Below are 21,671 nucleotides of genomic sequence, written 5' to 3'. Positions count from 1 at the left end.
ATGGCCCGAACGTTCGAGCGATTCTGTTTCGCCGGCGTTGGCTAGCACCACGAACCCCACGTCACCGGATTCGCCACGCTCCGGGGTCGCCGCAACGCGCCGGACGCACCAAAACCGCCGAAATTACGCAAGGCGCCCTACCATCCGCAGGCCTTCAAGAACCGCCCGACCGTGCCGGCCATGCCATACTCCAGCGCATCCGCTGTCAACCCATGTCCGATCGATACTTCGGCCAATGCCGGGATGCGTCTGGCCAATGCCGGCAGGTTTTGCACGGTCAGGTCGTGGCCGGCATTGACGCCAAGTCCGGCCACGAATGCGGCGTCCGCGGTTTTTCCCAATCGTTCCAGTTCTTTCGCCGCCTTCTCGGAATCGGAGTGAAAGCCGCCATAGGGGCCGGTATAGAGCTCGATACGGTCAGCGCCGGTATCGCGGGCCGCATTTATCCCTTCCGTGTCCGCGTCGGAAAACAGCGACACGCGCAATCCGCTTTTCTTCAATCGCTTGACGATCGGTGTGAGGAACGCCGCCTGGGCGACGAAGTTCCAGCCATGGTCCGATGTCGCCTGCGCCGGATCATCCGGCACGAGCGTCACCTGCTCGGGCTGGTTCTTCTCGACAAGCGCCAGGAAATCCTCGCTCGGATAGCCCTCGATGTTGAATTCCGCCTTCGGAAACTCGTCGTCGATCAGCGCCCTGATCTCGGGCAGGTCGGAATGCCTGGTGTGCCGCTCGTCGGGCCTGGGATGCACCGTCAGCCCATGCGCGCCGGCGGCGAGCGCCAGACGGCCAATGCCGATGACGCTCGGCCACGGCAGGTCGCGGCGGTTGCGCAGCATGGCGATGGCGTTGAGGTTGACCGAAAGCTTGGCGGGCATGAACTGGGGTCCAGTGGATCGGCGGGCATCTATACCGCCTTTCAAGGGAACAGATACAGGGTTTCGGGTGTTCCAGGAGATAGATGGTGGCCAACATAAGGATTTGCCGTTGAATTTCCTCGAAGCCGTGCCGGCGGTCCGCCGCATCGAAACCAATCGCGACGCGCTTTTCGCCATCGACGTCGTCGGCGATGTCTCGCCGGCCGACGCGGAAAACCTGTTCGGCCTGCTCGAGGCCGCCTATGCGCTGCATCCGAGGATAGACGTGCTGGTGCGGCTGACCGACGCGGAAAGCGTCGACTGGGCCAACATTTCGGAAGAAACGCTGAAGCAAGGCATGGCCGGAGCGATGGAGCACGTCGTGCGCTGCGTGGTCATCGGCGACCCGCGTTGGGCTTCCCTCGTCACCGGCGTTTTCCCCAAGGCGCTGCCTTTCGAATTCAAACGCTTTGACGTGGGCGATGAGGAAGCCGCCTGGCAATGGCTCGGCGCGAGACCGACGTGATGCCCAGCAAACGTCAGCGCACGACCGTCAGCCGCTCGGCGGCGCGCGTAATGGCGGTGTAGAGCCAGCGCTGCCGGGTCTCCTTGAAGGCCCAGCTCTCGTCGAACAGCACGACGTCGTTCCATTGCGAACCCTGCGCCTTGTGCACGGTCAGCGCATAGCCATAGTCGAAATCGTCGAAGCGCTTCTTCTGCTGCCAGGGGATCTCGGCATCCGGATCCTCGAAGGCCGCCTTGAGCAGCTTGATCTTGGCGACGCCGCGGTCGGGATCGTCCTCTTCCGGCGAGACCAGCAGGTTGATGCCCGGCTTCACCGTCTCGCGCGACGAGGTCATCACCTTCCACAGCGAGCCGTTGAGCAGCCCCTTGGCAGGATCGTTGCGCAAGCAGACCAGCTTGTCGCCGGCCTGTGGAAAATCGGCATTGAACCCCTTCAGCTCGCGCAGCCTTTGATTATAGCGCCGGCGCGTGCGGTTGGTGCCGACCAGCACCTGGTCGGCCTTGAGCACCAGATCCTGGTTGACGCCTTCCCTGCCGATCACCTGCGCCGTGCCGTAATCCCCATGCATGAATTCGCGGCCCTCGCGCACGTCGAGCGCCAACCGGATGATCGGATTGTCGCGCGCCTGGCGGTGGATCTCCGTCAGCAGCACGTCAGGCTCGTGCTCGGTGAAGAAGCCGCCGCCCGAGATCGGCGGCAACTGTGCCGGATCGCCCAGCACCAGGATCGGCGTGCCGAAACTCTGCAGGTCGCGGCCGAGTTGTTCATCGACCATCGAGCACTCGTCGATGACGACGAGCTTCGCGCGCGAAATCGGGCTTTGCCGGTTGAGTGAAAAGGTCGGCGACATCGAGGTCTTGCCGGTCACCTCGTCCTCGACCGATTCCTCGCCCTTCGGCCGGTAGATCAACGAATGGATGGTGCGGGCATTGGTGGCGCCCTTGGAGCGGAGCACCTGGGCGGCCTTGCCGGTGAAGGCGGCGAACTGCACCTGGCCGTCGACATGCTCGGCGAAATAGCGCGCCAGCGTCGTCTTGCCGGTGCCGGCATAGCCGAACAGGCGAAAGATCTGCGGCCGGCCCTCTTTGAGCCAGCGCCCGACCGCCTTCAGTGCCTCGTCCTGTTGGGGAGAAAATTCCATCAGTGCGACAGACCGGATTCGCAAGCGAAAGACAAGATTGGCCGACATATCGGCCGTTGTCGGCTGCGGACGTTCGCGCTTCCAACAATTCAGGCCATCAGCCGCAAACTAGAACGTAAAGAGAACAAAGTGTTTTAACCCATCAGCGCCGGGCAAGAGCCATCGCGGCGGCGGGCGGGTCGTCATCGTCGTCCGGGAGAGGTGCGTATCCGGCATAACTGACCGTCAAGCGCGCTTGGCCTTTCGAACAGGACCGGAGCGCATCTTCCAGCTTGAACATGGTCGAGAGCGGCACAAGCGCATTGATTACAATGTCCATACCCCGAGTTTCTTGACCCTCGATCTTGCCCCGGCGGTTCTTCAGATCGACGACGATATCGCGGGCATAATCATGCCGCGTCACCACTTCAACCTTCATGATCGGCTCGAGCAATCGCACGCCCAGGCTGGGCGCAGCTTCCTTGAAGCAGGCACGGCCGGCGCTCTCGAAAGCGGAAGCTGAAGAGTCGGTGTGATGGTGGGCGGCATCCACCAACGTCGCCTTGATACCGATCATCGGGAAGCCGGCATAGGGACCCGAGACCAGGATGGTGCGCAGCCCTTTTTCGACTCCGGCGGCATAATCACCCGGAAAAGCGCTGTCGGGAACTCTCGACATGAACACGAAATCCGCGTTCTGCCCGTTCGGCTGGAACAGAATCTTGACGCAGGCGAACTGTCCCTGGCCGGCGAAAATCTTCCTGTGCGTATAGTCCTGTTCGCGGGCACGGGTGATCGTCTCGCGATAGGCCACTTGCGGTGCGCCGACATGGACGCCGATTTCGAACTCGTCGCGCAGGCGCTGGACGATTATGTCGAAGTGACGCTCGTCCCTGCCAGCGACGATCGTCTGGCCGGCCTCCTCATCCCATGCAATGCGGAAGTCGGGATCCTCATCGGCCAGCGTTGTCAGGGCAATAAAAAACTTCTCCTGATCGGCCTTGGACTTCGCCTCGATCGCGATTTGCAGCAAAGGCCATGGAGCGCCGGGTTTTTCCATAATGACCGGATGGTCGCAGGCAGCTCAAATATATGCAACCGGGCGCCGGATACAAAGCCGGGGCTAAGGTAACGGAAGTTGAACTGGATCAGACGGCGCACGGCCAGGGTTGTCAGCGTCCGGGATCGTTTTCCAGCAGGATCGGCTTCCCGTGCGGCGTGGCGTGCGCGGCGCGTTCCCAAGCGGCAGCCAGCTCATCGACCTCGCCTTTGCCGGCAACCCCTTTTCGCGAGAGCAGCTTTTCCAGCGCCACCAGCCAATGCTCATAGTAATCGTGGCCATCACTCGCCGCGCCCGGCTGCTTCACCTCGGCCGACAAGGCCTCCGCCCACTCGCTCCACGAAAACAGGCCCTTGCCGTGCAGCGCAACCGTCAGGGCGAACGCTTCAGCCTGCCACGGCTCGGCGAAGACCGGCTCGTCGAAACCTGCCGGCAACGCGCCTTCATGCCGGCTCAAGATAGCTCTCCCAGGCATCGATGGAGACGGTCAATGTCGGATCGGCGCCCTCGCCCCAGACTTCCGTTCCGTCGAATACCACCGTGTAGACCCATTGCGGGTTCTCGCCGCGCCCATGCGCGTTGCTGTCCGGAAAGACGAAGCCGTCGCGGACGGCCTCGATGGTGCCCATCTTGCCACGTGCATAACGTGGCAGGCGCGTATGTCCGGTCGGGTTGAAATTCTTCATCCGCACGCGATCGCCTACCCGGAAACGAGCCGGGGTATCGACCGGACGGTCGCACGGCCCGCCCTTGGCGAGCACTGCCGCCACGTCTGCCGCGATCAGAACTCTTTTCGGCGTGGCGGCTGCATCGACCGCCTTGCCGGCGGCAAGGTCGCGCTCGGTGACGAAGCCGTGGCGCTTGAGCAGCGTCTCCAGCGCCTTGATCCAGATCTGGTAGTAGCTCGAAGAGTAATAGTCGGCCGGATGCAGCGATTCCCGTGCGTGCCGGCTCTCGTCGATGTTCCAGGCGCCCATGCCGCCGGCGGTGAGCGTCACGCCAAGCGCCCGCCGCTCCCATGCAGCATGGAAATAGGGCTCGTCGATCTCGGGCGCGACCGGCCCGAAACCCATCTGCCCGCCGAGATCCTGTGGTCCGTTCATGCCGGTTCCCTGGCCAAAGCCGTGCCGATCATCGCATCGCGGCTAACCAGATCGGCCAAATGCTCCTCGCTCCAGCCGTCCGTGCCCTTGGGCCGCATCGGCACCACGAGATAGCGAAGCTCGGCGGTCGAATCCCAGACGCGGATCTTCTTCTGCGCCGGCAGCGTCAGCCCGAATTCCTCAAGCACGCCACGTGGATCGATCACCGCCCGCGAGCGGTAAGGCGGCGCCTTGTACCAGACCGGCGGCAGGCCAAGCACCGACCACGGATAACAGGAGCACAGCGTGCAGACGACGAGGTTGTGTGTCTCCTCGGTGTTGAACACGGCCTGCATATGCTCGCCCTGGCGGCCGCTATAGGAGAGCGATTCGATCGCCGCCGTCGCGTCGCGCTTGAGCCATTCGGCGTAAACCGGATCGCTCCACGCTTTCGCCACCACCCTGGCGCCGTTGCGTGGGCCGATCTTCGTCTCGTAAGTGTCGACGATGACGTCGATGGCTGCAGGATCGATCAAGCCTTTTTCGGTGAGGATCGTCTCCAGCGCGCGCACCCGCGCCGCGAACGGGTCGAGCTCATTGTCGGGATCATGATCGTGGGTCATGACCCCAAACTAGGATCGGCCGCGGTTGGCCGCAAGCGCCACGCCTTGGGCCAGTGGAACTGGAGCGAAACTGAGGCTTCGCTCCAGGTTTGTTTTCTGAGGCATGATCTTGTCCGAAAAGTCTGCAACTTTTCGGGATCATGCTCCTACTCGGCCGCCATCTTCTTCGGCTCGGCTTCGCCATCGAACAGCGAGGGTTGCTCGCCCCTCTCCACCACATGCAGCGCCGGCTGGCTCTTCTTCGGCGAGAAGCTGAGCAGCCAGCCGGAGAAGTTTTCGAAATAGACATAGATCACCGGCGTGACGAACAGCGTCAGCGCCTGCGAGGCGAGCAGGCCGCCGACCACGGCGACGCCGAGCGGCTGGCGCAATTCGGCGCTGGCGCCGGTGCCGAGCGCGATCGGGAACGTGCCCATGAGTGCTGCCAGCGTCGTCATCATGATCGGTCGGAAACGCATCAGGCAGGCCTTGTGGATGGACTCCTTCGCCGACATGCCCTGTCGCCTGAGCTCCAGCGCGACGTCGACCATCATGATGCCGTTCTTCTTGACGATGCCGATCAGCATCAGGATGCCGATCACCGCGATCACCGAAAGATCCATGCCGGCGAAGCGCAGCGCCACCACCGCGCCCAGCACCGCCGACGGCAGGCCGGTGAGGATGGTGAGCGGGTGGATGAAGCTCTCATAGAGCATGCCGAGCACGATATAGATCGTCAGGATGGCGCCGCCGATCAGTAGGCCCTGGTTGGCCAACGAATCCTGGAAGGTCTTGGCGGTGCCGGCGAAGCTGGTCGAGATCGCCGTCGGCATGCCGATCTGCTCTTTGAGCTGATCGATGCGGGTCACCGTGTCGCCGAGCGACACGCCTTGCGGCAGATTGTAGGAGATGGTCACCGCCGGCAGCTGTCCAAGCTGGTTGACGGTCAGGGCGCCGGCCGTGCGGTCGACGCGGGCGAAAGCGCCGAGCGGCACCAGGCTGCCGCTGGTCGTCCGCACCTGGATGGCCAGCATATGCTCCGGCGACCACTCGATCTTGGGATCGAGCTCGGTGATGACTTGATAGCTGTCGGCCGAACCGAAGATCGTCGAGACCTGGTCGGTGCCGAAGCCGCCATAAAGGGCCGAACGCAGCGTATCGGTATCGATGCCGAGCTGGGCGGCCTTGTCGCGATCGATCACCAGCGACGCCTGCAAGGCGTTGTTCTGAAGGTCACTGGTGACGTCGGTGAAGGTCGTATGGTCCGCCGCCATCGCATCATCGAGCTTCTGCGCCCAGATATCCGTCTGGCCGGTATCGAGCCCCTGAACCACGAGCTGGTAGGCGCTGGCGGACTGCCGGGAGCCCAGCCGCAGGTTCTGCACCGGCTGCATATAGGTCTCGATGCCCGCCACGCCGGCCAGTTGGCGCCTCAGATCCGAAAGCACCTTCTCGATGTCGGGGCGCTTGTCCTTGCTCTTGAGCTGGACGAAGAGCTGCCCCTGGTTGAGCGCATTGTTGCCGCTGCCCGCCGACCACGCCACATGGTCGACATAGGGCGACTTCGAGAACACGCTTGCCACCTGCCCTTGCAGCTTCGCCATGGCGTCGAACGAGATGTCCTGGCGCGCGATCGTCGTCACCGAGATCTGGCCGATATCCTCCTGCGGGAAGAAGCCCTTCGGCGAGACCTGGATCACCCACACCGACGCCGCCGCGGTGGCGACGAAGACCAGGAAAATCAGGAAGGTGTGGCGCAGGCAAAAGCTCAACAGCCAGTCATAGCTGCGCGTGACGATGTCGTGCCTGTGGCCGGCGCCATGAGCCTCGCGATCCGCCTTCGTCACCGACAGCAGCCGCGAACAAAGCATCGGCGTCAGCGTCAGCGACACGAACATCGACGCCAGGATGGCGACGGTCACCACGACGGCGAATTCGTTGAAGATGCGGCCGATGACGCCGCCCATCAAAAGCACCGGGATGAACACCGCCACCAGCGAGATCGAGATCGAGATGATGGTAAAGCCGATCTCGCGCGCGCCCTTCAGCGAGGCATCGAAGGCCGACAGCCCGTCCTCCTCCATGTGGCGGAAGATGTTTTCGAGCATGACGATGGCGTCGTCGACGACGAGGCCGACCGCGAGCGTCAACCCCATCAGCGAGATGTTGTCGATGGAAAAGCCGAACAGGAACATTGCGCCGAGCGTGGCGATGAGCGAGATCGGCACCGCCACCGCGGGAATGATCGTCGCCGTCACCCTGCGCAGGAAGACGAAGATCACCATCACCACCAGCCCGATGGTCAAGAGCAGCGTGAACTGGACGTCGTCGACGGCCTGGCGGATCGAGGTCGAGCGGTCGTTGAGCAGCTTGATCGAGGCCGCCGCCGGCATCTGGTCCTGGAAGGACGGCAGCATCGCCTTGACCTTGTCGACGACGTCGACGGTGTTGGCGTCGGGCTGGCGCTGCACGGCCATGATGATCGCGCGGGTGCCGTCATACCAGCTCGCCGTCGTCGTGGTTTGCACGGAATCGACGACGCGCGTCACCTCGCCCAGCCGCACCGGATGGCCGTTCTTGGTGGCAATGATGAGGTTGGAGAAGCCGGCAGCGTCGGTAAGCTGCGTGTTGGCGGTGATCGTCAGCTGCTGCTTGTCGTTCTGCAGCACGCCGAGCGGCGTGTTGCTGTTGGCGGAAGCGACGGCGGCCTGCAACTGGTCGATCGAGATTCCGCGCGCGGCGAGAGCGGTCGGATCGATCTGGATGCGCACGGCATATTTCTGCTGGCCGAAGATCGAGACCTGCGCCACGCCGTCGATGGTCGACAGCGAGGGCGAGATGACGTTTTCGGCAAAGGCGTCGAGATCGGTCAGCGGGACCGTATCGCTCACCAGCGACATCAGCAGGATCGGCGCGTCGGCCGGATTGACCTTGCGGTAGCTCGGCGGCGCCGTCATTTCCGGCGGCAGCGATTTTTGCGTGCGCGCGATCGCCGCCTGGACGTCCGCGGCCGCCGCGTCGATATCGCGGTTGAGCACGAACTGGATGGCGATCGAGGTCTGGCCGAGCGAGTTGGTGGTCGAGATCGAATCGATGCCGGCAATCGTCGCGAATTGCTTGATCAGCGGCGTCGCCACCGACGTCGCCATGGTTTCCGGCGAAGCGCCGGGCAATTGGGCCGAGACGTTGACCACCGGGAATTCGGCGCTGGGCAGCGCCGCCACCGGCAGGAACTTGTAGGCAAAGATACCGCCCAGCACGAGGGCGAACGACATCAAGAGTGTCGCGACAGGCCTGCGGATGCAGAATTCGGAGATCATTGGGCAGCCCCGCCGGGCTTGCCGGCCTGAGCGACCTTGGGCGCAGCCTGGTCGCCGGATCCGGCCGCGGCCTTGCCCTCATGTACCGCCGCGCCGTTCTTCAATCGTGTCTGGCCCTCGACGACGACCTTTTCGCCGCTCTTGAGACCGTCGCTGATGGCGCTGTTGTCGCCCACCGTCAGCGCCACTTGCACGGGCCGCATTTCGACCGTGTTGTCCGGCTTGACGACATAGACGAACGGACCCTTCTGGCTGGGCTGCACCGCCACCGTTGGCACCGAGGTCATTTGCGGCATCGTGCCGGCGTCGAGCACGACGTTGACATACTGGCCGGGCCACAGCGAGAGATCCGGGTTCGGGATGCTCGCCCGCGTGGCGATGGTGCCGGAGGCCGTATCGACGCTGGAATCGACGAAATCGAGCGTGCCCTTGCCGATCGGCGTCGGAACCCCATCCTTGGTCAGCGTCACGCCGCCTTGCTGCGGATCGGCGAGCGCCTTGTGCAGCAAGGCAAGGTTGCTTTCCGGCAGCGTGAAATTCACCTGCAGCGGGTCCATCTGCGTGATGGTGACCAGCGGCGTCGAGCTGCTGGAGTTGCCGTTGCTGGTGGTGACGAGATCGCCGACCGACACGTTCACGGCGCCCAGCCTGCCCCCGATCGGCGCCGAGATGGTCGCGTAGCTCAATTGCACGGTATCGGCATCGATGGTCGCCTTGTCGGCGTCGATGGTCGCGGCCGCGGCCTTCTGGGCCGCCAGTGCCTGATCGTAGGTCTGCTGCGTGCCGGCCTGCTTGGCGACGAGGCTCTTGGCGCGCTCCAGATCGGCCTGGGCGCTCACCAGCATCGCCTGGTCCTTGACCAGCGTCGCCTGGTCCTTGGCGAGTTGCGCCCTCAGCGCGCGGTCGTCGAGCGAGAACAGAAGGTCGCCGGCCTTGACCATCTGACCGTCCTTGACCGCGATCGACACGATCTGGCTGGAGACCCGGGCATTGATGCTGACCACCGCCGGCGAGGAGACGAAGCCGATGGCATAGCGGCGGATCGGGAAATCGGCGATCGTTGCGGTGGCCGAAACGATCGAGGCGGAACGCGCGCCGCCGCCCTTCGCATTGTCGCCTTTCGAATTGTCCGGGGCCTTGGCTGTTTTGTCGCCGCTCGCCGTCTTGTCCGCGGCGGCCTGCTTGCCCGAAATCAGCTGCTGGACCTTGGCGAGCGTCGTGGGCGAATAATAGAGCCCGGCGCCCGCCAGACAGGCGACCGCAACAACTGCAAAGGCGATCTTCCCGCGCATCGACAAATAAACCCTCTACCCGACACGCCGATCCCGGTGGTCCATCTTAGCTCGATTCACGGCCCTTTGCCGCGATTTTCGCCGAATAGATAGGACAAGGCTTTGGCGGAAAAGGGCCAAAACGCGGCATTACGAAGATTTAATGTGCAGTGCACAAAGGTTAGGCAGCCGGCTAAGCCGTCCGTGAACCGCCCTCCAAGCTATCCGAAAAGCTGCCAGATGTGTTGAGATTCAGGTCAGGCCGAGTCGAAAACGGTGGCTTTCGAGAACCGGAGCGGAGCGTACTTTTCGTACGTGAGCACCGGAAGCGCAGAAAGCCAGCGTTTGCAGACCGGCCTCACCTGAATATCGACGCATCTAACGGAGCATCGGCCACAGAGTAGCCGCGAGCAATATGCCCATGGCGATGTTGAACCATCTCAGCCGCACGGGATCCGACAGGAAACCGCGCAGCGCCGTGCCGAAACCGGCCCAGATGGAGACGCTGGGCAGGTTGACGATGGCGAAGGCAGCGGAGATCAGCACCACCGAGACGAACGGATGGTCGACGTTGGTGTAGACGGCCATGGCGGTGATCGCCATCACCCACGCCTTGGGGTTCACCCACTGGAAGGCCGCCGCGTCGATGAAACGCATCGGCTTCGCTTCCGCCTCGCCCTTGCCGCTCAGCGAACGCGACTTCGCGATCTTCCAGGCAAGGCAGAGCAGATAGGCCGCGCCCGCGACCTTCAGCGCGGTATGCAGCGCAGGCACCGCCGTGAGCACCGCGCCTAGGCCGAAGCCCACGGCAAGCAGCAGGACGAAGAAGCCGATGCTGATGCCCAGCATATGCGGAATCGTCCTGACGATGCCGAAATTGACGCCGGACGCCAGCAGCATGAAATTGTTCGGCCCCGGCGTGATCGAGGTCACGAGGGCATAGACCAAAAGGCCAAGGAAGGCGTCAGCCGACATGATATCCTCCCAGATATGTCAGCTCTACTGTCCTTTTAGCAAACGCGCAAAAGCCAGAAGCGGGCAACGGCCGGACCAAAAGCTGAAAACGGACTGATCGCCCCCGATCACATTCCCTGCGGGCCGCGGTTCATCGCGGCGACGCCGGTGCGGCAGATCTCGACCAGGCCGAGCGGCTTCATGATGGCGATGAACTGGTCGAGCTTGGAGCCTTTGCCGGTGATCTCGAAGATGAAATGCTCGGTGTTGGCGTCGATGACCGAGGCGCGGAAGGCATCGGCGAGGCGAAGCGCCTCGACACGGGCATCGCCGGTGCCGGCGACCTTGACCAGCGCCAGCTCGCGCTCCAGCGGCCGCTCCTGGCCAAGCTCATGCGAGCGCACGGTCAGGTCGACCACCCGGTGCACCGGAACGATGCGCTCGAGCTGATGTTTGATCTGCTCCATCACATGCGGCGTGCCGCGCGTCACGATGGTGATGCGCGACAGATGCTTCTCGTGCTCGGTCTCGGAGACGGTCAGGCTTTCGATGTTGTAGCCGCGCCCGGAGAACAGGCCGATGACGCGGGCAAGCACGCCCGGTTCATTGTCGACCAGCACGGAAAGCGTATGCGTTTCCGGCTTCTCGGTTTCCTTGGCGATGAAATAGGCGGAGCCGGTCGGTTGAAGGTGCTGTGCGTTCATGACGTGAATCTCGATTTCAGACTTTTGAGCTAATTCTCTGTTTGCGCACGGCTTTCTCGCGACAGCCCCGCCTTTGTGGCTGCCTACACCAGTTCCCTGCCCTTGGCATCGATGGCATTGGCCACTGCCTCGTCGGTGGCCTCGTCGGGCAGAAGCATCTCGTTATGCGCCTTGCCGGACGGGATCATCGGGAAGCAGTTGGCCAGAGTCGCCACGCGGCAGTCGAACAGCACCGGCTTCTTCACCGAGATCATCTCCCGGATCGCGTCGTCGAGCTCGTCCGGCTTGTCGCAGCGGATGCCGTGGCCGCCATAGGCTTCCGCCAGCTTGACGAAATCCGGCATCGCCTCGGTGTAGGAATGCGACAGGCGGTTGCCGTGCAGCAGCTGCTGCCACTGCCGCACCATGCCCATATACTGGTTGTTCAGGATGAAGATCTTGATCGGCGCCTCATACTGCACCGCCGAGCTCATCTCCTGCATCGTCATCTGCACCGAGGCATCGCCGGCGATGTCGATGACCAGCGCATCGGGATGCGCGATCTGCACGCCGAGCGCGGCCGGCAGGCCGTAGCCCATCGTGCCCAGCCCACCGGAGGTCATCCAGCGGTTCGGCTTGTCGAAGTGATAGTGCTGCGCCGCCCACATCTGGTGCTGGCCCACCTCGGTGGTGATGTAGGTGTCCATATCCTTGGTCAGCGCGTAGAGCCGCTGGATCGCATATTGCGGCATGATGACGTCGTTGTTCATCTTGTAGGCGAGCGAATCCCTGGCGCGCCATTTCGCGATCTGCTCCCACCATGGATAGAGCGCCTTCTTGTCGGTCTTGGCGGTCGCCCGCCACAGCCGCACCAGGTCCTCCAGCACGCGGCCGACATCGCCAATGATCGGCACATCGGTGTGGACGTTCTTGTTGATCGAGGACGGATCGATATCGATATGGATCTTCTTCGAGTTCGGCGAAAAGGCTGTGAGCCGGCCGGTGATGCGGTCGTCGAAGCGCGCGCCGATGCAGATCATCACGTCGCAATCATGCATCGCCATGTTGGCTTCATAGGTGCCGTGCATGCCCAGCATGCCGACCCAGTTCTTGCCCGATGCCGGATAGGCGCCGAGACCCATCAGCGTCGAGGTGATCGGGAAGCCGGTGAGATCGACGAGCTCGCGCAGCAGATGGCTTGCTTCCGGGCCGGAATTGATGACGCCGCCGCCCGAATAGATGATCGGCTTCTTGGCGCCGGCCATCAGCTCGACCGCGGCCTTGATCTTTTCCAGGTCGCCCTGGACCTTCGGCTGGTAGCTGGTGCGCGGCGCCGTCTGCGGCGGCACGTAAATGCCCTTGGCGAACTGCACGTCCTTCGGAATGTCGACCACGACCGGGCCGGGGCGACCGGTGGTCGCGACATGAAAGGCTTCATGGATGGTGGCGGCGAGCTCGTTGACGTCCTTCACCAGCCAGTTGTGCTTGGTGCAGGGCCGCGTGATGCCGACCGTGTCGCATTCCTGGAAGGCGTCGGAGCCGATCAGCGAGGTCGGCACCTGGCCGGTGAGGCAGACCAGCGGAATGGAATCCATCAGCGCGTCCTGCAGCGGTGTCACCGCATTGGTGGCGCCGGGACCGGACGTGACCAGCAGCACGCCTGCCTTGCCGGTCGAGCGCGCATAGCCTTCGGCGGCGTGGCCGGCGCCCTGCTCGTGCCGGACCAGAATGTGCTCGACCTCGTCCTGTTGAAAAATTTCATCGTAGATCGGGAGAACGGCGCCGCCCGGGTACCCGAAGACATGCTTGACGCCATTGTCCTTCAGCGCCTGCACCACCATTTCGGCGCCCGTCATTTCGCGCCGCTCGTTCTGTCCATTGCTCATCGGTCTGGTCCCGTACTGTCCGCCGTCTGGCGTTTGCTGGTCGTTTAGTTGGATTTCAGGCAATAAAAAAGGCCCCCGAGGGAGCCTGTGTGATGCGCATGGGAGGTTTTCGCCCGGCGGTTACACCGCCTTGCCCACGCGCCTGCCTACGAGAATGAGTGCCGTTTTCATGGTCGCGGACAATAAGGTTGGTTTCGCGCCCCTGTCAACGGTCAATCTGAATGGCATGAACGCGAATGAAGCTGGCGGCTTTTGTAGAGCGTTCGCTCCGGCCATTGACCGGCAATAGCCGACCGGGTTTCCGATAAGGCCTTGAAAATACGTCAAACTATTGGAGGGCGTGACGCGGCGAAGCTTTTGACGGGATACTTCGTCCATGCCGGACCGCCCCGCCCGGTCACATCCGCTCGACCAAGAAGCGTTGCTAATCCCGGAGGAAATTCATGCTCGACAAAGCTCCCAACAAAAAGCTGTCCGACCTGCTCGATACATTCGGCGGCGCCCTTGCCGCCGGCGACATAGACAAGGCCGTCGGTTGTTTCCAGGAAGACTGCTACTGGCGCGACCTCGTCACCTTCACCTGGAACATCAAGACCATGGAGGGCCGCGACCAGGTCCGCGACATGCTGAAGAGCCAATTGTCGAAGACGAAGCCCTCGCATTTCGCCATCGCCAAGGGCGAGGACGCCACCGAGACGGACGGGCTTATCGACGGCTGGATCAGCTTCGAGACGGAGGTGGCGCGCGGCTTCGGCCATATCAGGCTGAAGGACGGCAAGATCTGGACATTGTTGACCACCATGGCCGAATTGAAAGGCCATGAAGAGCCGGCGGGTTTCGCGCGGCCGATGGGCGCCAAGCACGGCTCCGGCAAGAACCGTCCAACCTGGAAGGAAGAGCGCGAGAAGGAAGCGGCGGAACTCGGCTTCAAGACGCAGCCCTACACCGTGATCATCGGCGGCGGCCAGGGCGGCATCGCGCTCGGCGCGCGGCTCAGGCAACTCGGCGTGCCGACCATCATCGTCGAGAAGAACGAGCGCGCCGGCGACAGCTGGCGCAAGCGCTACAAGTCGCTCTGCCTGCATGACCCGGTCTGGTACGATCACCTGCCCTATATCGACTTCCCCAGGAACTGGCCGGTCTTCTCGCCCAAGGACAAGATCGGCGACTGGCTGGAGATGTACACCAAGGTCATGGAGCTGAACTACTGGTCGTCGACCGAGGCCAGGAGCGCGTCCTATGACGACAAGAAGAAGGAATGGACCGTCGTGGTGCGTCGCGACGGCAAGGACATCACGCTGAAGCCAAAGCAGCTGGTGCTGGCCACCGGCATGTCCGCCAAGGCCAACCTGCCCAAATTCAAAGGCATGGAAAACTTCAAGGGCGACCAGCACCACTCCTCGCAGCATCCCGGCCCCGACGCCTATGTCGGCAAGAAGGCAGTGGTGATCGGTTCGAACAACTCCGCTCACGACATATCGGCAGCGCTTTGGGAAGCCGGCGCCGACGTCACCATGGTCCAGCGCTCAAGCACCCATATCTCCAGATCGGACACGTTGATGGAGATCGGCCTGGGCTCGCTCTACTCCGAGCAGGCGGTGCAGAACGGCATCACCACCGCCAAGGCCGACCTGATCTTCGCCTCGCTGCCCTACAAGATCCTGCACGAGTTCCAGATCCCGGCCTATGCCGAGATGAAGAAGCGCGACGCGGCCTTCTATAAAGGATTGGAGAAGGCTGGCTTCATGCTCGACTGGGGCGATGACGAGTCCGGCCTGTTCATGAAATATCTGAGGCGCGGCTCCGGCTACTACATCGATGTCGGCGCCTCGCAGCTGATCATCGACGGTTCGATCAAGCTGAAGAGCGGCGTCGACGTTACGGAGATCAAGGCGCATTCGGTGCTGCTCAGCGACGGCACCGAATTGCCGGCCGATCTCATCGTCTACGCGACCGGCTACGGGTCGATGAACGGCTGGGCGGCGGATCTCATCTCAAAAGAGGTGGCCGACAAGGTCGGCAAATGCTGGGGCCTGGGTTCGAGTACCACCAAGGATCCCGGCCCCTGGGAAGGCGAACTGCGCAATATGTGGAAGCCGACGCAGCAGGAAGCGCTCTGGTTCCACGGCGGCAACCTGCACCAGTCGCGCCATTATTCGCAGTTCCTGTCGCTGCAGCTGAAGGCCAGGCAGGAAGGCATCGCGACGCCGGTCTATGGACTGCAAGAAGTTCATCACAAGGGATAGACGACTTCCGAACCCTTTCCAGCAAAGGCGTCGCGCTTGCCTCGCCTTTGCTGAACGGTCGACAATGCTCTGCCTTCATCTGATGCGCCAGCGCTTTCGGCCGGCAGGAATTCTCTGCATCCATCCGGCTGATATGTCACCAATGCGTGTTCGCCGTCGAAGCAGAAACACATAGCTCTCCCTCCAGGCTGCGCCGCCCTCTACGCAGCCTTTTCCGCCGCGAACTTTTTCACCACGCGCTCCAGCAACGGCATGTAGTCCCGAAAGGCGCGCGTCTTCATGTCGGCGACCTTGCCGCCCTCGTCCCAGATGCGCACGCGCACCGCTTCGTCGTGGAATGGATTGCTGCGGAACTCGGCCACTTCCTCGGCACTCATCGGCCCGCCCTGCAGCGACAGCGTGTGCACCGAGGCCGGCGACAGCTTGCCGAAATAGGTCGGATCGGTAGCGCACAGATAGCGTTTGGCCGAGACGTGGAGCCGCACGCATTCGACGATGACCGGCGGAAAGAAAGGCGCAAGCACCTCGCCGCCCGCCTCGTCATGGTGCTTGTCCTCGACGTCGTCGGGCGAATAGGTGCCGAACTCGCTGGTGTAGTGGCCGATGTCGTGCAGCAGTGCTGCCGCCACCAGTTCTTCCGGCGCGCCGTCCTGCTCGGCCAGCCACGCGCCCTGCAGCATATGCTCCGACATGGTCACCGGTTCGCCAAGATAGGATTCGGCGCCGCGGCGCTCGAAGATGTCGGCGATGAACTCGACGATGTTGCCGGCGTTCAATTCGCTCGGGTTCATTCGGCAGCCTCCTTGAAACCGTGCTCGATCGCGGCCAGCGTCGACAGCAGGCCATCCTTGTCGGCGTAGCAGCCTTGCAGCCAACGCTTGCCGCTGCCCGAAAACGCCTTGCGCGCATGCATGACGCGCGTGTTGTCGACGATGAAGGATTGCCCCGCCTCGAGCTTGAAGGTCACCTCGAAAGCCGGATCCTCGATCAGTTCGGCGAACCGGCGATAGGCCGCGTAGTAAGTGTCCATCTCGGCGAACGGCACGTCGACGACCGGCGCCAGCGAGCGGTTGTTGAAGCGGATGCAGATCAGCTCGCCATCGGGCCCGAGTTCGATCATCGGCCGCTTGGACTGCAGCCGCACGCCCGACGAGCCGGCATATTCGAAGCGCGCCGGATAGGAACAGAGCAGCCGGAAGCCCTCGGGGTTTTCGGCCTGCAGCGCTGCCGCCACAGCAAACCCGTCGACGACGCTGGATTCGCCGCCCTCGACCGTGTTCTCGATGCAGGCGAGAATCTGCAGCGTCGGCACCGGGTCGCGGTAGGGATTGTCGGTATGCGCCTGCAGCCCGAGATTGGTGTAGGCGAGATTGTTCGGATTGACCTCGGCGCGCACCTCGAACCAGCGCCCGTAATTGGTCTCCCTGATATAGCCGAAGAGATCGGCGACCTTGCACAGCGCGCCGGATTCGGCGGGCAGGCCGTCCATGACGGCAAAGCCGTAACTGCGCACCGCGGCCAACCATTGCCGCAGCACATTGCCGTCGCGGCTGGCCTCGGTATAGGCCGCGCGCGGCACGGAATTCTGCATCATGGCTTTCGTCCAGCGCCGTATGTCGCCGCCCGTCCAGCCAGGTTGGCGAGCCTCCTGGCAGTCGTAGACATGGCTGCACAGCCAGCCTGCGGGAAAGCCGACGGTCTTGCCTTCCGGAACGAAGGTGACTTCGAGCACCTCGCCCTTGATCGCGGCCGCGCCGATCCGCGTCTCGGAGGGAATATCGAGGATGGTGATCAGCCGCTGGCCGTTGCCGGCACTGCGCGTCTTGTCGTCGAGCGCATTGTCGCGCAGCCACATGGCATGGAAGCGGCTACTCGCTCCATCCTGCCAGCCAAGCTCGATCGTTCGCCCACCGTCGCCCAGCGTTACCCTTGTCAGCATGTTCCGGAAACTCCCATCTTCTACTCGCCGTTGCGAGCACGGATTGCAAACTGACGTCGTTGAAGGCATAATTCAAATTATCGTTTTTCGGGTAATGGCACTGAATTTCTGATGGCTGGAAAGGCGTTCGATACGATGCCTCCTCTCGACTGGCTGCGCAGTTTCGAGGCAGCCGCGCGCCTGTCGAATTTCACCGCCGCGGCGACCGAGCTCGGGCTCACCCAGGCCGCCGTCAGCCAGCACATCCGCTTTTTGGAAGAGCGACTCAAGACGCGACTGTTCGCGCGGCTAGCGCGCGGCGTGGCCCTGTCACCGGAGGGCGCGGCCTACCTGCCCCACATCCAGTCGGCATTCGCGACCATCGGCAACAGCACGAACGAGCTGTTCGAGCCTCGCGCCGTACAGACCGTCAGCATCCGCGTTCCCATCTCCTTCGCGCTGCTGGTGTTGGTCCCGGCCCTTCCCGACCTGGCCAAGGCGCTGCCGCGGGTCAGGCTCGACCTGGTGACCATCCACCGGCCGACCGACTACGACCAGCCGGGCTCGGCGCTCGACATACGCTTCGGCAACGGATCCTTTCCCGGGCGCGAAGCCGACCGGCTGACCGTCGAGCGGCTTGTCCCGGTCGCGGCGCCGACGCTCGCCCGCGATGGTGACTGGACATCGTTGCCGTTGCTTCTGGTCGCCGGCGCGCGCGAGATGTGGGCTGAATGGTTTGCGGCCGCGGCGCTTGCCGGCCATTCCCGGCGCTCGCATCGCTTCGACAGTTTCGTCGCCGCCATGGAAGCGGCGAAGGCCGGCGCCGGAGCACTGCTGGGCTCCCGGCCGCTGGTCGACGCCGCGCTCAGGGACAATACGCTCGTCAGGCTTTCGGATTTCGAGCTGTCGAGCCCATCGGGCCATTTCCTGACAAGACCGTCATCATCGCGGCTGTCCGGCGCCGAGCAGGATTTTCGCCGCTGGCTCCTGTCGCGAATTGCCGAAAATTCAAGATAGCGCGCGGGCCGCTGTTCCTATCCGCTTCCAGTAGATGAGAGTGCCGGTCAGCCCGCCATGCGGTTTCAGGGCGAAGTCCGGGATCTCACCAGTTGGCATCGGGCACAAGGTCATTCGAAATGGCTGATCCGCTTGCGCCGTCGCGCCCGCTTGATTTCGGCGATGCGCTCGGCGTCGTCCTCGCTGAGATGGCGGCCGCGCTCCAGGATCTCGAGCGTATATTCCTCATAGGTCAGCCCGAGCCGCTCGGCCCTTTCCAGCCGCATCAGCATGACGGCATGGCTTGGCGCCTTCCAGGCCTCGTCATGGGCGGCGCGCCAGGCGAGGAAAATATAGGCGTCGCCCTTTCCCCAGGGCGGGCCGTCATAGTCGTCGAGCGGCGGCCCGCCATTGTGCGAGCGTTTTGGTCGGCGAGGCACCGCGATCAATCCCTGACCAGCGCCACGAGATATTCCGCCGCCTCCGGCCCGGGAGCATGAAAGACGCAGTCCGACGGCGCGCCCAGCGCCAGGCAGTCGCCGGGCTCCAGCCTGTGCACCACATCGCCCTCGGTGAAATCGAGCCTTCCCGCGATCAGCCATATCTGCTGCTTGATGAAGGCGTAGGACGCGGCCGGAAGGCTCACCCTGGCGCCTGCCGGCAGGCTGACCCTGATCAGCTCGAGCGGCATCTGCGATGCCGGCGACAGATGCCGGCGGATGTAGCCGGTTGCCGGATCCTGCCAGACCGGCTGCTCGCCCTTGCGCGAAACGCCGCCGCCTTGCATCTCGGCCCGGGCGATCAGCGTCGACAGCGTCATGCCGAAGGCCGCCGCGATGCGCACCAGCAGCGCCGCTGTCGGACTGGTCGTGCCGCGCTCGATGGCGCTCAGCATCGCCTTCGACACGTCCGAGCGCCCGGCGAGCTCGGCCAGCGACCAGCCCCTCACCGTCCTTTCGGAGCGGACCCGTCTGCCGATCGTAGCGCTAATGTCATTCGATATATCATCCATTCGTCCAATATATCGAAATTGCACTAGCTGGGAAGAGGCTGTTCGATCGAATTGTCGCGGCTGGCTTAACACCGCCTACACCATTCGACATCACCTGACTTTAACCCCGATTGGATAGGGTCCTGCTGCAGGGGAATGGGACCAGGGCATATGTTTGTTGAACGCGAAGCTTCCGTTGGAGAACCGACCTCGCAGGAACGCCGCAACATCCAACAGAACGACAAGCGCATTCTGGGCAATGTCGTGCAATGCGACGGCGCGCGCGCCACCATCAGCGCCCATGCCGAGGACATCGAAGGCGCGGTCACCGGCCTTTGGACAGTCGGCAAGATGATCTCCATCAATCTCGGGTCGACACGAACCGTCGGCCTCGTCTACGCCATTGGCAAGTCGGATCGCGCCTGGAATCACGACGGGCAGAATCCGATCGAGGTCAGCGTCGAACTGGTCGGCGAAGTGCGCGACAGCGCCGAGCCCGGCGCCAAACCTTTCTTCGACCGCGGCATTACCACCTATCCGCATATCGGCGCCGTAGCCCATCGCATCCGCACCCGCGACCTGCAGGCTGTCTACGATCTGGCCGGGCGCCATTCGGTAACCATCGGCACGCTGTCCCAGGATGAATCGATCGACGCCAACATCGCCATCGACGACACGCTGGCGCGCCATTTCGCCATCGTCGGCACCACCGGCGTCGGCAAATCGACCGCGGTCTCGCTGCTCTTGCGCAAGACGATCGAGGCGCGTCCGGACCTGCGCGTGCTCATCCTCGACCCGCACAACGAGTTTGCCGCCTCGCTGCCGGAATATTGCGTCAAGGTCGATTCCAAGACGCTCGACCTGCCGTTCTGGATGTTCAGGCTGGAAGAATTCGCCGAAGTGCTGTTTCGCGGGCGCGAGACGGTGCCGGAAGAGGTCGACGCGCTGCGCGACCTGATACCGGCCGCCAAGAACCTCTACCGCAACCCGAATTCCGGGACTTACATCAGGCGCGGCAGCGACGCGCTGACCGCCGACACGCCGGTGCCTTATCGCATCGCCGATCTCATCAAGCAGATCGACGAGCGCATGGGCATGCTGGAAAGCAAGAACGACCGCCCGACATTGAAGTCGCTGAAGACGCGCATCGAATCGGCGGCCGCGGACCCGCGCTATCGCTTCATGTTCAATTCGCGGCTGATCGAGGACACCATCCACGAAACGATCGGCAATATTTTCCGCGTCCCCAGCCACGGCCGACCGGTGACCTGCTTCGAGATGGCGGGCATGCCTTCGGAAGTCGTCAACTCGGTGTGCTCGGTGCTGGCGCGCCTGGCCTTCGACCTGGCGCTGTGGAGCGAGGGCCGGCTGAAGCTGCTTTTGCTATGCGAGGAAGCGCATCGCTACATGCCGGCCGATCCGCGCCTCGGCTTCGCGCCGACGAGGCACGCGCTGTCGCGCATCGCCAAGGAAGGCCGCAAATATGGCTGCTACCTCGGCGTCGTCACCCAGCGCCCGGGCGAGCTAGATCCAACCATCCTGTCGCAATGCTCGACCTTCTTCGCAATGCGCCTCGCCAACGAGCAGGACCAGGCGATCATCCGCTCGGCGATCGCCGACTCTTCGGCCTCGACGCTGGCGTTCCTGTCGTCGATGGGTCAGCGCGAAGCCATCGCCTTCGGCGAAGGCGTGGCAACGACCATGCGCTTGAAGTTCGAAAAGCTGGCGCAGGAATTCATCCCCGGCACGGCAAAAGGCGAACAGGCCGAACAGGACGAGCTAGGCAACGACGTCGACCTCGCCATGGTCGTCGAGCGGCTGCGCAACGTGCCGAAGCCGACCCAGTCCATGGCCTTCGCCGAGGCGGTGGACTCGACCCGGCAAGCCGGCGATCCGGACTATAAGAAGCCAGCCTCCGCCTCGCGAGGACAGCCCGACGACGATTTCGACACGCGCTACGGTCTGAAGCCTTCGACCTTCGGCATGCGCCAGTTGAACGACTGATCGACCAACCTCACAGCCAAATTCCGAACAGGAATTCATCAGGCCGGATCGAATGACGTGGCTTTCGAGAAGCCGGAGCGGAGCGGACAGTCAGTCCGTGAGCACCGGAAGTCGAGAAAGGCGCGTCAGTCGACCGGCCTCATGAATTCATGTCG

At 63.3% G+C, this 21,671-nt stretch carries 19 protein-coding genes and 1 pseudogene; 4 read left to right on the top strand and 16 right to left on the bottom strand.

What is annotated here, in order from left to right:
• Positions 1–137: 137 nt before the first annotated feature.
• Positions 138–878: a pyridoxine 5'-phosphate synthase gene (locus DPM33_RS24390; RefSeq protein WP_112099953.1), complete on the bottom strand. Its 741-nt coding sequence runs from the start codon at positions 876–878 to the stop codon at positions 138–140.
• Between the two features lie 109 nt (positions 879–987).
• On the opposite strand from DPM33_RS24390, the gene DPM33_RS24385 reads away from it, so the two are divergent.
• The gene (locus DPM33_RS24385; RefSeq protein WP_112099952.1) at positions 988–1,383 is read left to right on the top strand and encodes a SpoIIAA family protein; all 396 of its coding nucleotides are present in this window, start codon (positions 988–990) and stop codon (positions 1,381–1,383) included.
• A 13-nt stretch (positions 1,384–1,396) separates the two neighbouring features.
• Here the strand turns inward: DPM33_RS24385 and DPM33_RS24380 are convergent, their stop codons facing one another.
• The 10 genes from DPM33_RS24380 to DPM33_RS24335 form a co-directional block, all read right to left on the bottom strand.
• Positions 1,397–2,524, bottom strand: coding sequence for an ATP-dependent DNA helicase (locus DPM33_RS24380; RefSeq protein WP_112099951.1), 1,128 nt, complete (start codon positions 2,522–2,524; stop codon positions 1,397–1,399).
• A gap of 142 nt (positions 2,525–2,666) precedes the next feature.
• Positions 2,667–3,536, bottom strand: coding sequence for a translation factor GTPase family protein (locus tag DPM33_RS24375; protein WP_167449199.1), 870 nt, complete (start codon positions 3,534–3,536; stop codon positions 2,667–2,669).
• 139 nt (positions 3,537–3,675) lie between these two features.
• Positions 3,676–4,020 carry a nitrile hydratase accessory protein gene (locus tag DPM33_RS24370; RefSeq protein WP_112099949.1) on the bottom strand — a complete coding sequence of 115 codons (345 nt, stop codon included), beginning with the start codon at positions 4,018–4,020 and terminating at the stop codon, positions 3,676–3,678.
• A complete protein-coding gene (gene nthB, locus DPM33_RS24365; RefSeq protein ID WP_112099948.1) occupies positions 4,007–4,666 on the bottom strand; it encodes a nitrile hydratase subunit beta in 660 nt (219 codons plus the stop codon). The genes DPM33_RS24370 and nthB overlap by 14 nt, the downstream gene beginning before the upstream one ends.
• Positions 4,663–5,268, bottom strand: coding sequence for a nitrile hydratase subunit alpha (nthA, locus tag DPM33_RS24360; RefSeq protein WP_112099947.1), 606 nt, complete (start codon positions 5,266–5,268; stop codon positions 4,663–4,665). The genes nthB and nthA overlap by 4 nt, the downstream gene beginning before the upstream one ends.
• Positions 5,269–5,414: 146 nt before the next feature.
• The gene (locus DPM33_RS24355) at positions 5,415–8,567 is read right to left on the bottom strand and encodes an efflux RND transporter permease subunit (RefSeq protein WP_112099946.1); all 3,153 of its coding nucleotides are present in this window, start codon (positions 8,565–8,567) and stop codon (positions 5,415–5,417) included.
• Positions 8,564–9,859 (bottom strand): efflux RND transporter periplasmic adaptor subunit, encoded by a 1,296-nt coding sequence (locus tag DPM33_RS24350; protein WP_112099945.1) that lies wholly within the window; start codon positions 9,857–9,859, stop codon positions 8,564–8,566. Before DPM33_RS24350 ends, DPM33_RS24355 begins: the two co-directional genes overlap by 4 nt.
• A 357-nt stretch (positions 9,860–10,216) precedes the next feature.
• Complete coding sequence (locus tag DPM33_RS24345) at positions 10,217–10,813, bottom strand: LysE family translocator (protein ID WP_112099944.1); 597 nt, start codon at positions 10,811–10,813, stop codon at positions 10,217–10,219.
• A gap of 107 nt (positions 10,814–10,920) precedes the next feature.
• On the bottom strand, positions 10,921–11,496 hold the full coding sequence (ilvN, locus tag DPM33_RS24340) for an acetolactate synthase small subunit (RefSeq protein ID WP_027169049.1): 576 nt from the start codon (positions 11,494–11,496) through the stop codon (positions 10,921–10,923).
• 83 nt (positions 11,497–11,579) lie between these two features.
• A complete protein-coding gene (locus DPM33_RS24335) occupies positions 11,580–13,361 on the bottom strand; it encodes an acetolactate synthase 3 large subunit (protein WP_112099943.1) in 1,782 nt (593 codons plus the stop codon).
• A gap of 443 nt (positions 13,362–13,804) precedes the next feature.
• Between DPM33_RS24335 and DPM33_RS24330 the strand changes: the two genes are divergently transcribed.
• Positions 13,805–15,607, top strand: coding sequence for an NAD(P)/FAD-dependent oxidoreductase (locus DPM33_RS24330; RefSeq protein ID WP_112099942.1), 1,803 nt, complete (start codon positions 13,805–13,807; stop codon positions 15,605–15,607).
• A 200-nt stretch (positions 15,608–15,807) separates the two neighbouring features.
• Here DPM33_RS24330 and tmpB read toward each other — a convergent pair whose 3' ends face one another.
• Together tmpB and tmpA are read right to left on the bottom strand one after the other, a co-directional pair.
• Positions 15,808–16,398, bottom strand: coding sequence for a (R)-1-hydroxy-2-trimethylaminoethylphosphonate oxygenase (gene tmpB / locus DPM33_RS24325; RefSeq protein WP_112099941.1), 591 nt, complete (start codon positions 16,396–16,398; stop codon positions 15,808–15,810).
• Positions 16,395–17,546, bottom strand: a complete 1,152-nt coding sequence (gene tmpA, locus DPM33_RS24320; RefSeq protein WP_112099940.1) for a 2-trimethylaminoethylphosphonate dioxygenase — start codon at positions 17,544–17,546, stop codon at positions 16,395–16,397. The genes tmpB and tmpA overlap by 4 nt, the downstream gene beginning before the upstream one ends.
• Positions 17,547–17,657: 111 nt before the next feature.
• Between tmpA and DPM33_RS24315 the strand changes: the two genes are divergently transcribed.
• The gene (locus tag DPM33_RS24315) at positions 17,658–18,542 is read left to right on the top strand and encodes a LysR family transcriptional regulator (protein WP_245442353.1); all 885 of its coding nucleotides are present in this window, start codon (positions 17,658–17,660) and stop codon (positions 18,540–18,542) included.
• Here DPM33_RS24315 and DPM33_RS37100 read toward each other — a convergent pair.
• From DPM33_RS37100 to DPM33_RS24300, 3 genes and pseudogenes are all read right to left on the bottom strand, one after another.
• Positions 18,534–18,632, bottom strand: a pseudogene (locus DPM33_RS37100) (GNAT family N-acetyltransferase); the annotation flags it as partial. The gene DPM33_RS24315 and the pseudogene DPM33_RS37100 overlap by 9 nt on opposite strands.
• A 20-nt stretch (positions 18,633–18,652) precedes the next feature.
• Entirely contained in the window at positions 18,653–18,961 is a 309-nt protein-coding gene (locus DPM33_RS24305) for a hypothetical protein (RefSeq protein ID WP_112100043.1), read from the bottom strand.
• Between the two features lie 5 nt (positions 18,962–18,966).
• Positions 18,967–19,533 (bottom strand): helix-turn-helix domain-containing protein, encoded by a 567-nt coding sequence (locus DPM33_RS24300; RefSeq protein WP_112099938.1) that lies wholly within the window; start codon positions 19,531–19,533, stop codon positions 18,967–18,969.
• A 150-nt stretch (positions 19,534–19,683) separates the two neighbouring features.
• Here DPM33_RS24300 and DPM33_RS24295 point away from each other — a divergent pair, with 150 nt between their 5' ends.
• Positions 19,684–21,516 carry an ATP-binding protein gene (locus tag DPM33_RS24295; protein WP_112099937.1) on the top strand — a complete coding sequence of 611 codons (1,833 nt, stop codon included), beginning with the start codon at positions 19,684–19,686 and terminating at the stop codon, positions 21,514–21,516.
• The last annotated feature ends 155 nt before the right edge of the window (positions 21,517–21,671 follow it).

The sequence above is a fragment of the Mesorhizobium hawassense genome, assembly GCF_003289945.1.
In the GTDB taxonomy this organism is placed as follows: Bacteria; Pseudomonadota; Alphaproteobacteria; order Rhizobiales; family Rhizobiaceae; genus Mesorhizobium; species Mesorhizobium hawassense.
This window is presented reverse-complemented; position numbering and strand designations above follow the sequence as displayed.

Excerpts from the sequence above, each read along its gene's own strand:
- DPM33_RS24390 (WP_112099953.1), bottom strand. The coding sequence starts at position 878 with ATGCCCGCCAAGCTTTCGGTCAACCTCAACGCCATCGCCATGCTGCGC.
- DPM33_RS24380 (WP_112099951.1), bottom strand. The coding sequence starts at position 2,524 with ATGGAATTTTCTCCCCAACAGGACGAGGCACTGAAGGCGGTCGGGCGC.
- nthB (WP_112099948.1), bottom strand. The coding sequence starts at position 4,666 with ATGAACGGACCACAGGATCTCGGCGGGCAGATGGGTTTCGGGCCGGTC.
- nthA (WP_112099947.1), bottom strand. The coding sequence starts at position 5,268 with ATGACCCACGATCATGATCCCGACAATGAGCTCGACCCGTTCGCGGCG.
- DPM33_RS24355 (WP_112099946.1), bottom strand. The coding sequence starts at position 8,567 with ATGATCTCCGAATTCTGCATCCGCAGGCCTGTCGCGACACTCTTGATG.
- DPM33_RS24350 (WP_112099945.1), bottom strand. The coding sequence starts at position 9,859 with ATGCGCGGGAAGATCGCCTTTGCAGTTGTTGCGGTCGCCTGTCTGGCG.
- DPM33_RS24345 (WP_112099944.1), bottom strand. The coding sequence starts at position 10,813 with ATGTCGGCTGACGCCTTCCTTGGCCTTTTGGTCTATGCCCTCGTGACC.
- ilvN (WP_027169049.1), bottom strand. The coding sequence starts at position 11,496 with ATGAACGCACAGCACCTTCAACCGACCGGCTCCGCCTATTTCATCGCC.
- DPM33_RS24335 (WP_112099943.1), bottom strand. The coding sequence starts at position 13,361 with ATGAGCAATGGACAGAACGAGCGGCGCGAAATGACGGGCGCCGAAATG.
- DPM33_RS24330 (WP_112099942.1), top strand. The coding sequence starts at position 13,805 with ATGCTCGACAAAGCTCCCAACAAAAAGCTGTCCGACCTGCTCGATACA.
- tmpB (WP_112099941.1), bottom strand. The coding sequence starts at position 16,398 with ATGAACCCGAGCGAATTGAACGCCGGCAACATCGTCGAGTTCATCGCC.
- tmpA (WP_112099940.1), bottom strand. The coding sequence starts at position 17,546 with ATGCTGACAAGGGTAACGCTGGGCGACGGTGGGCGAACGATCGAGCTT.
- DPM33_RS24315 (WP_245442353.1), top strand. The coding sequence starts at position 17,658 with ATGGCTGGAAAGGCGTTCGATACGATGCCTCCTCTCGACTGGCTGCGC.
- DPM33_RS24300 (WP_112099938.1), bottom strand. The coding sequence starts at position 19,533 with ATGGATGATATATCGAATGACATTAGCGCTACGATCGGCAGACGGGTC.
- DPM33_RS24295 (WP_112099937.1), top strand. The coding sequence starts at position 19,684 with ATGTTTGTTGAACGCGAAGCTTCCGTTGGAGAACCGACCTCGCAGGAA.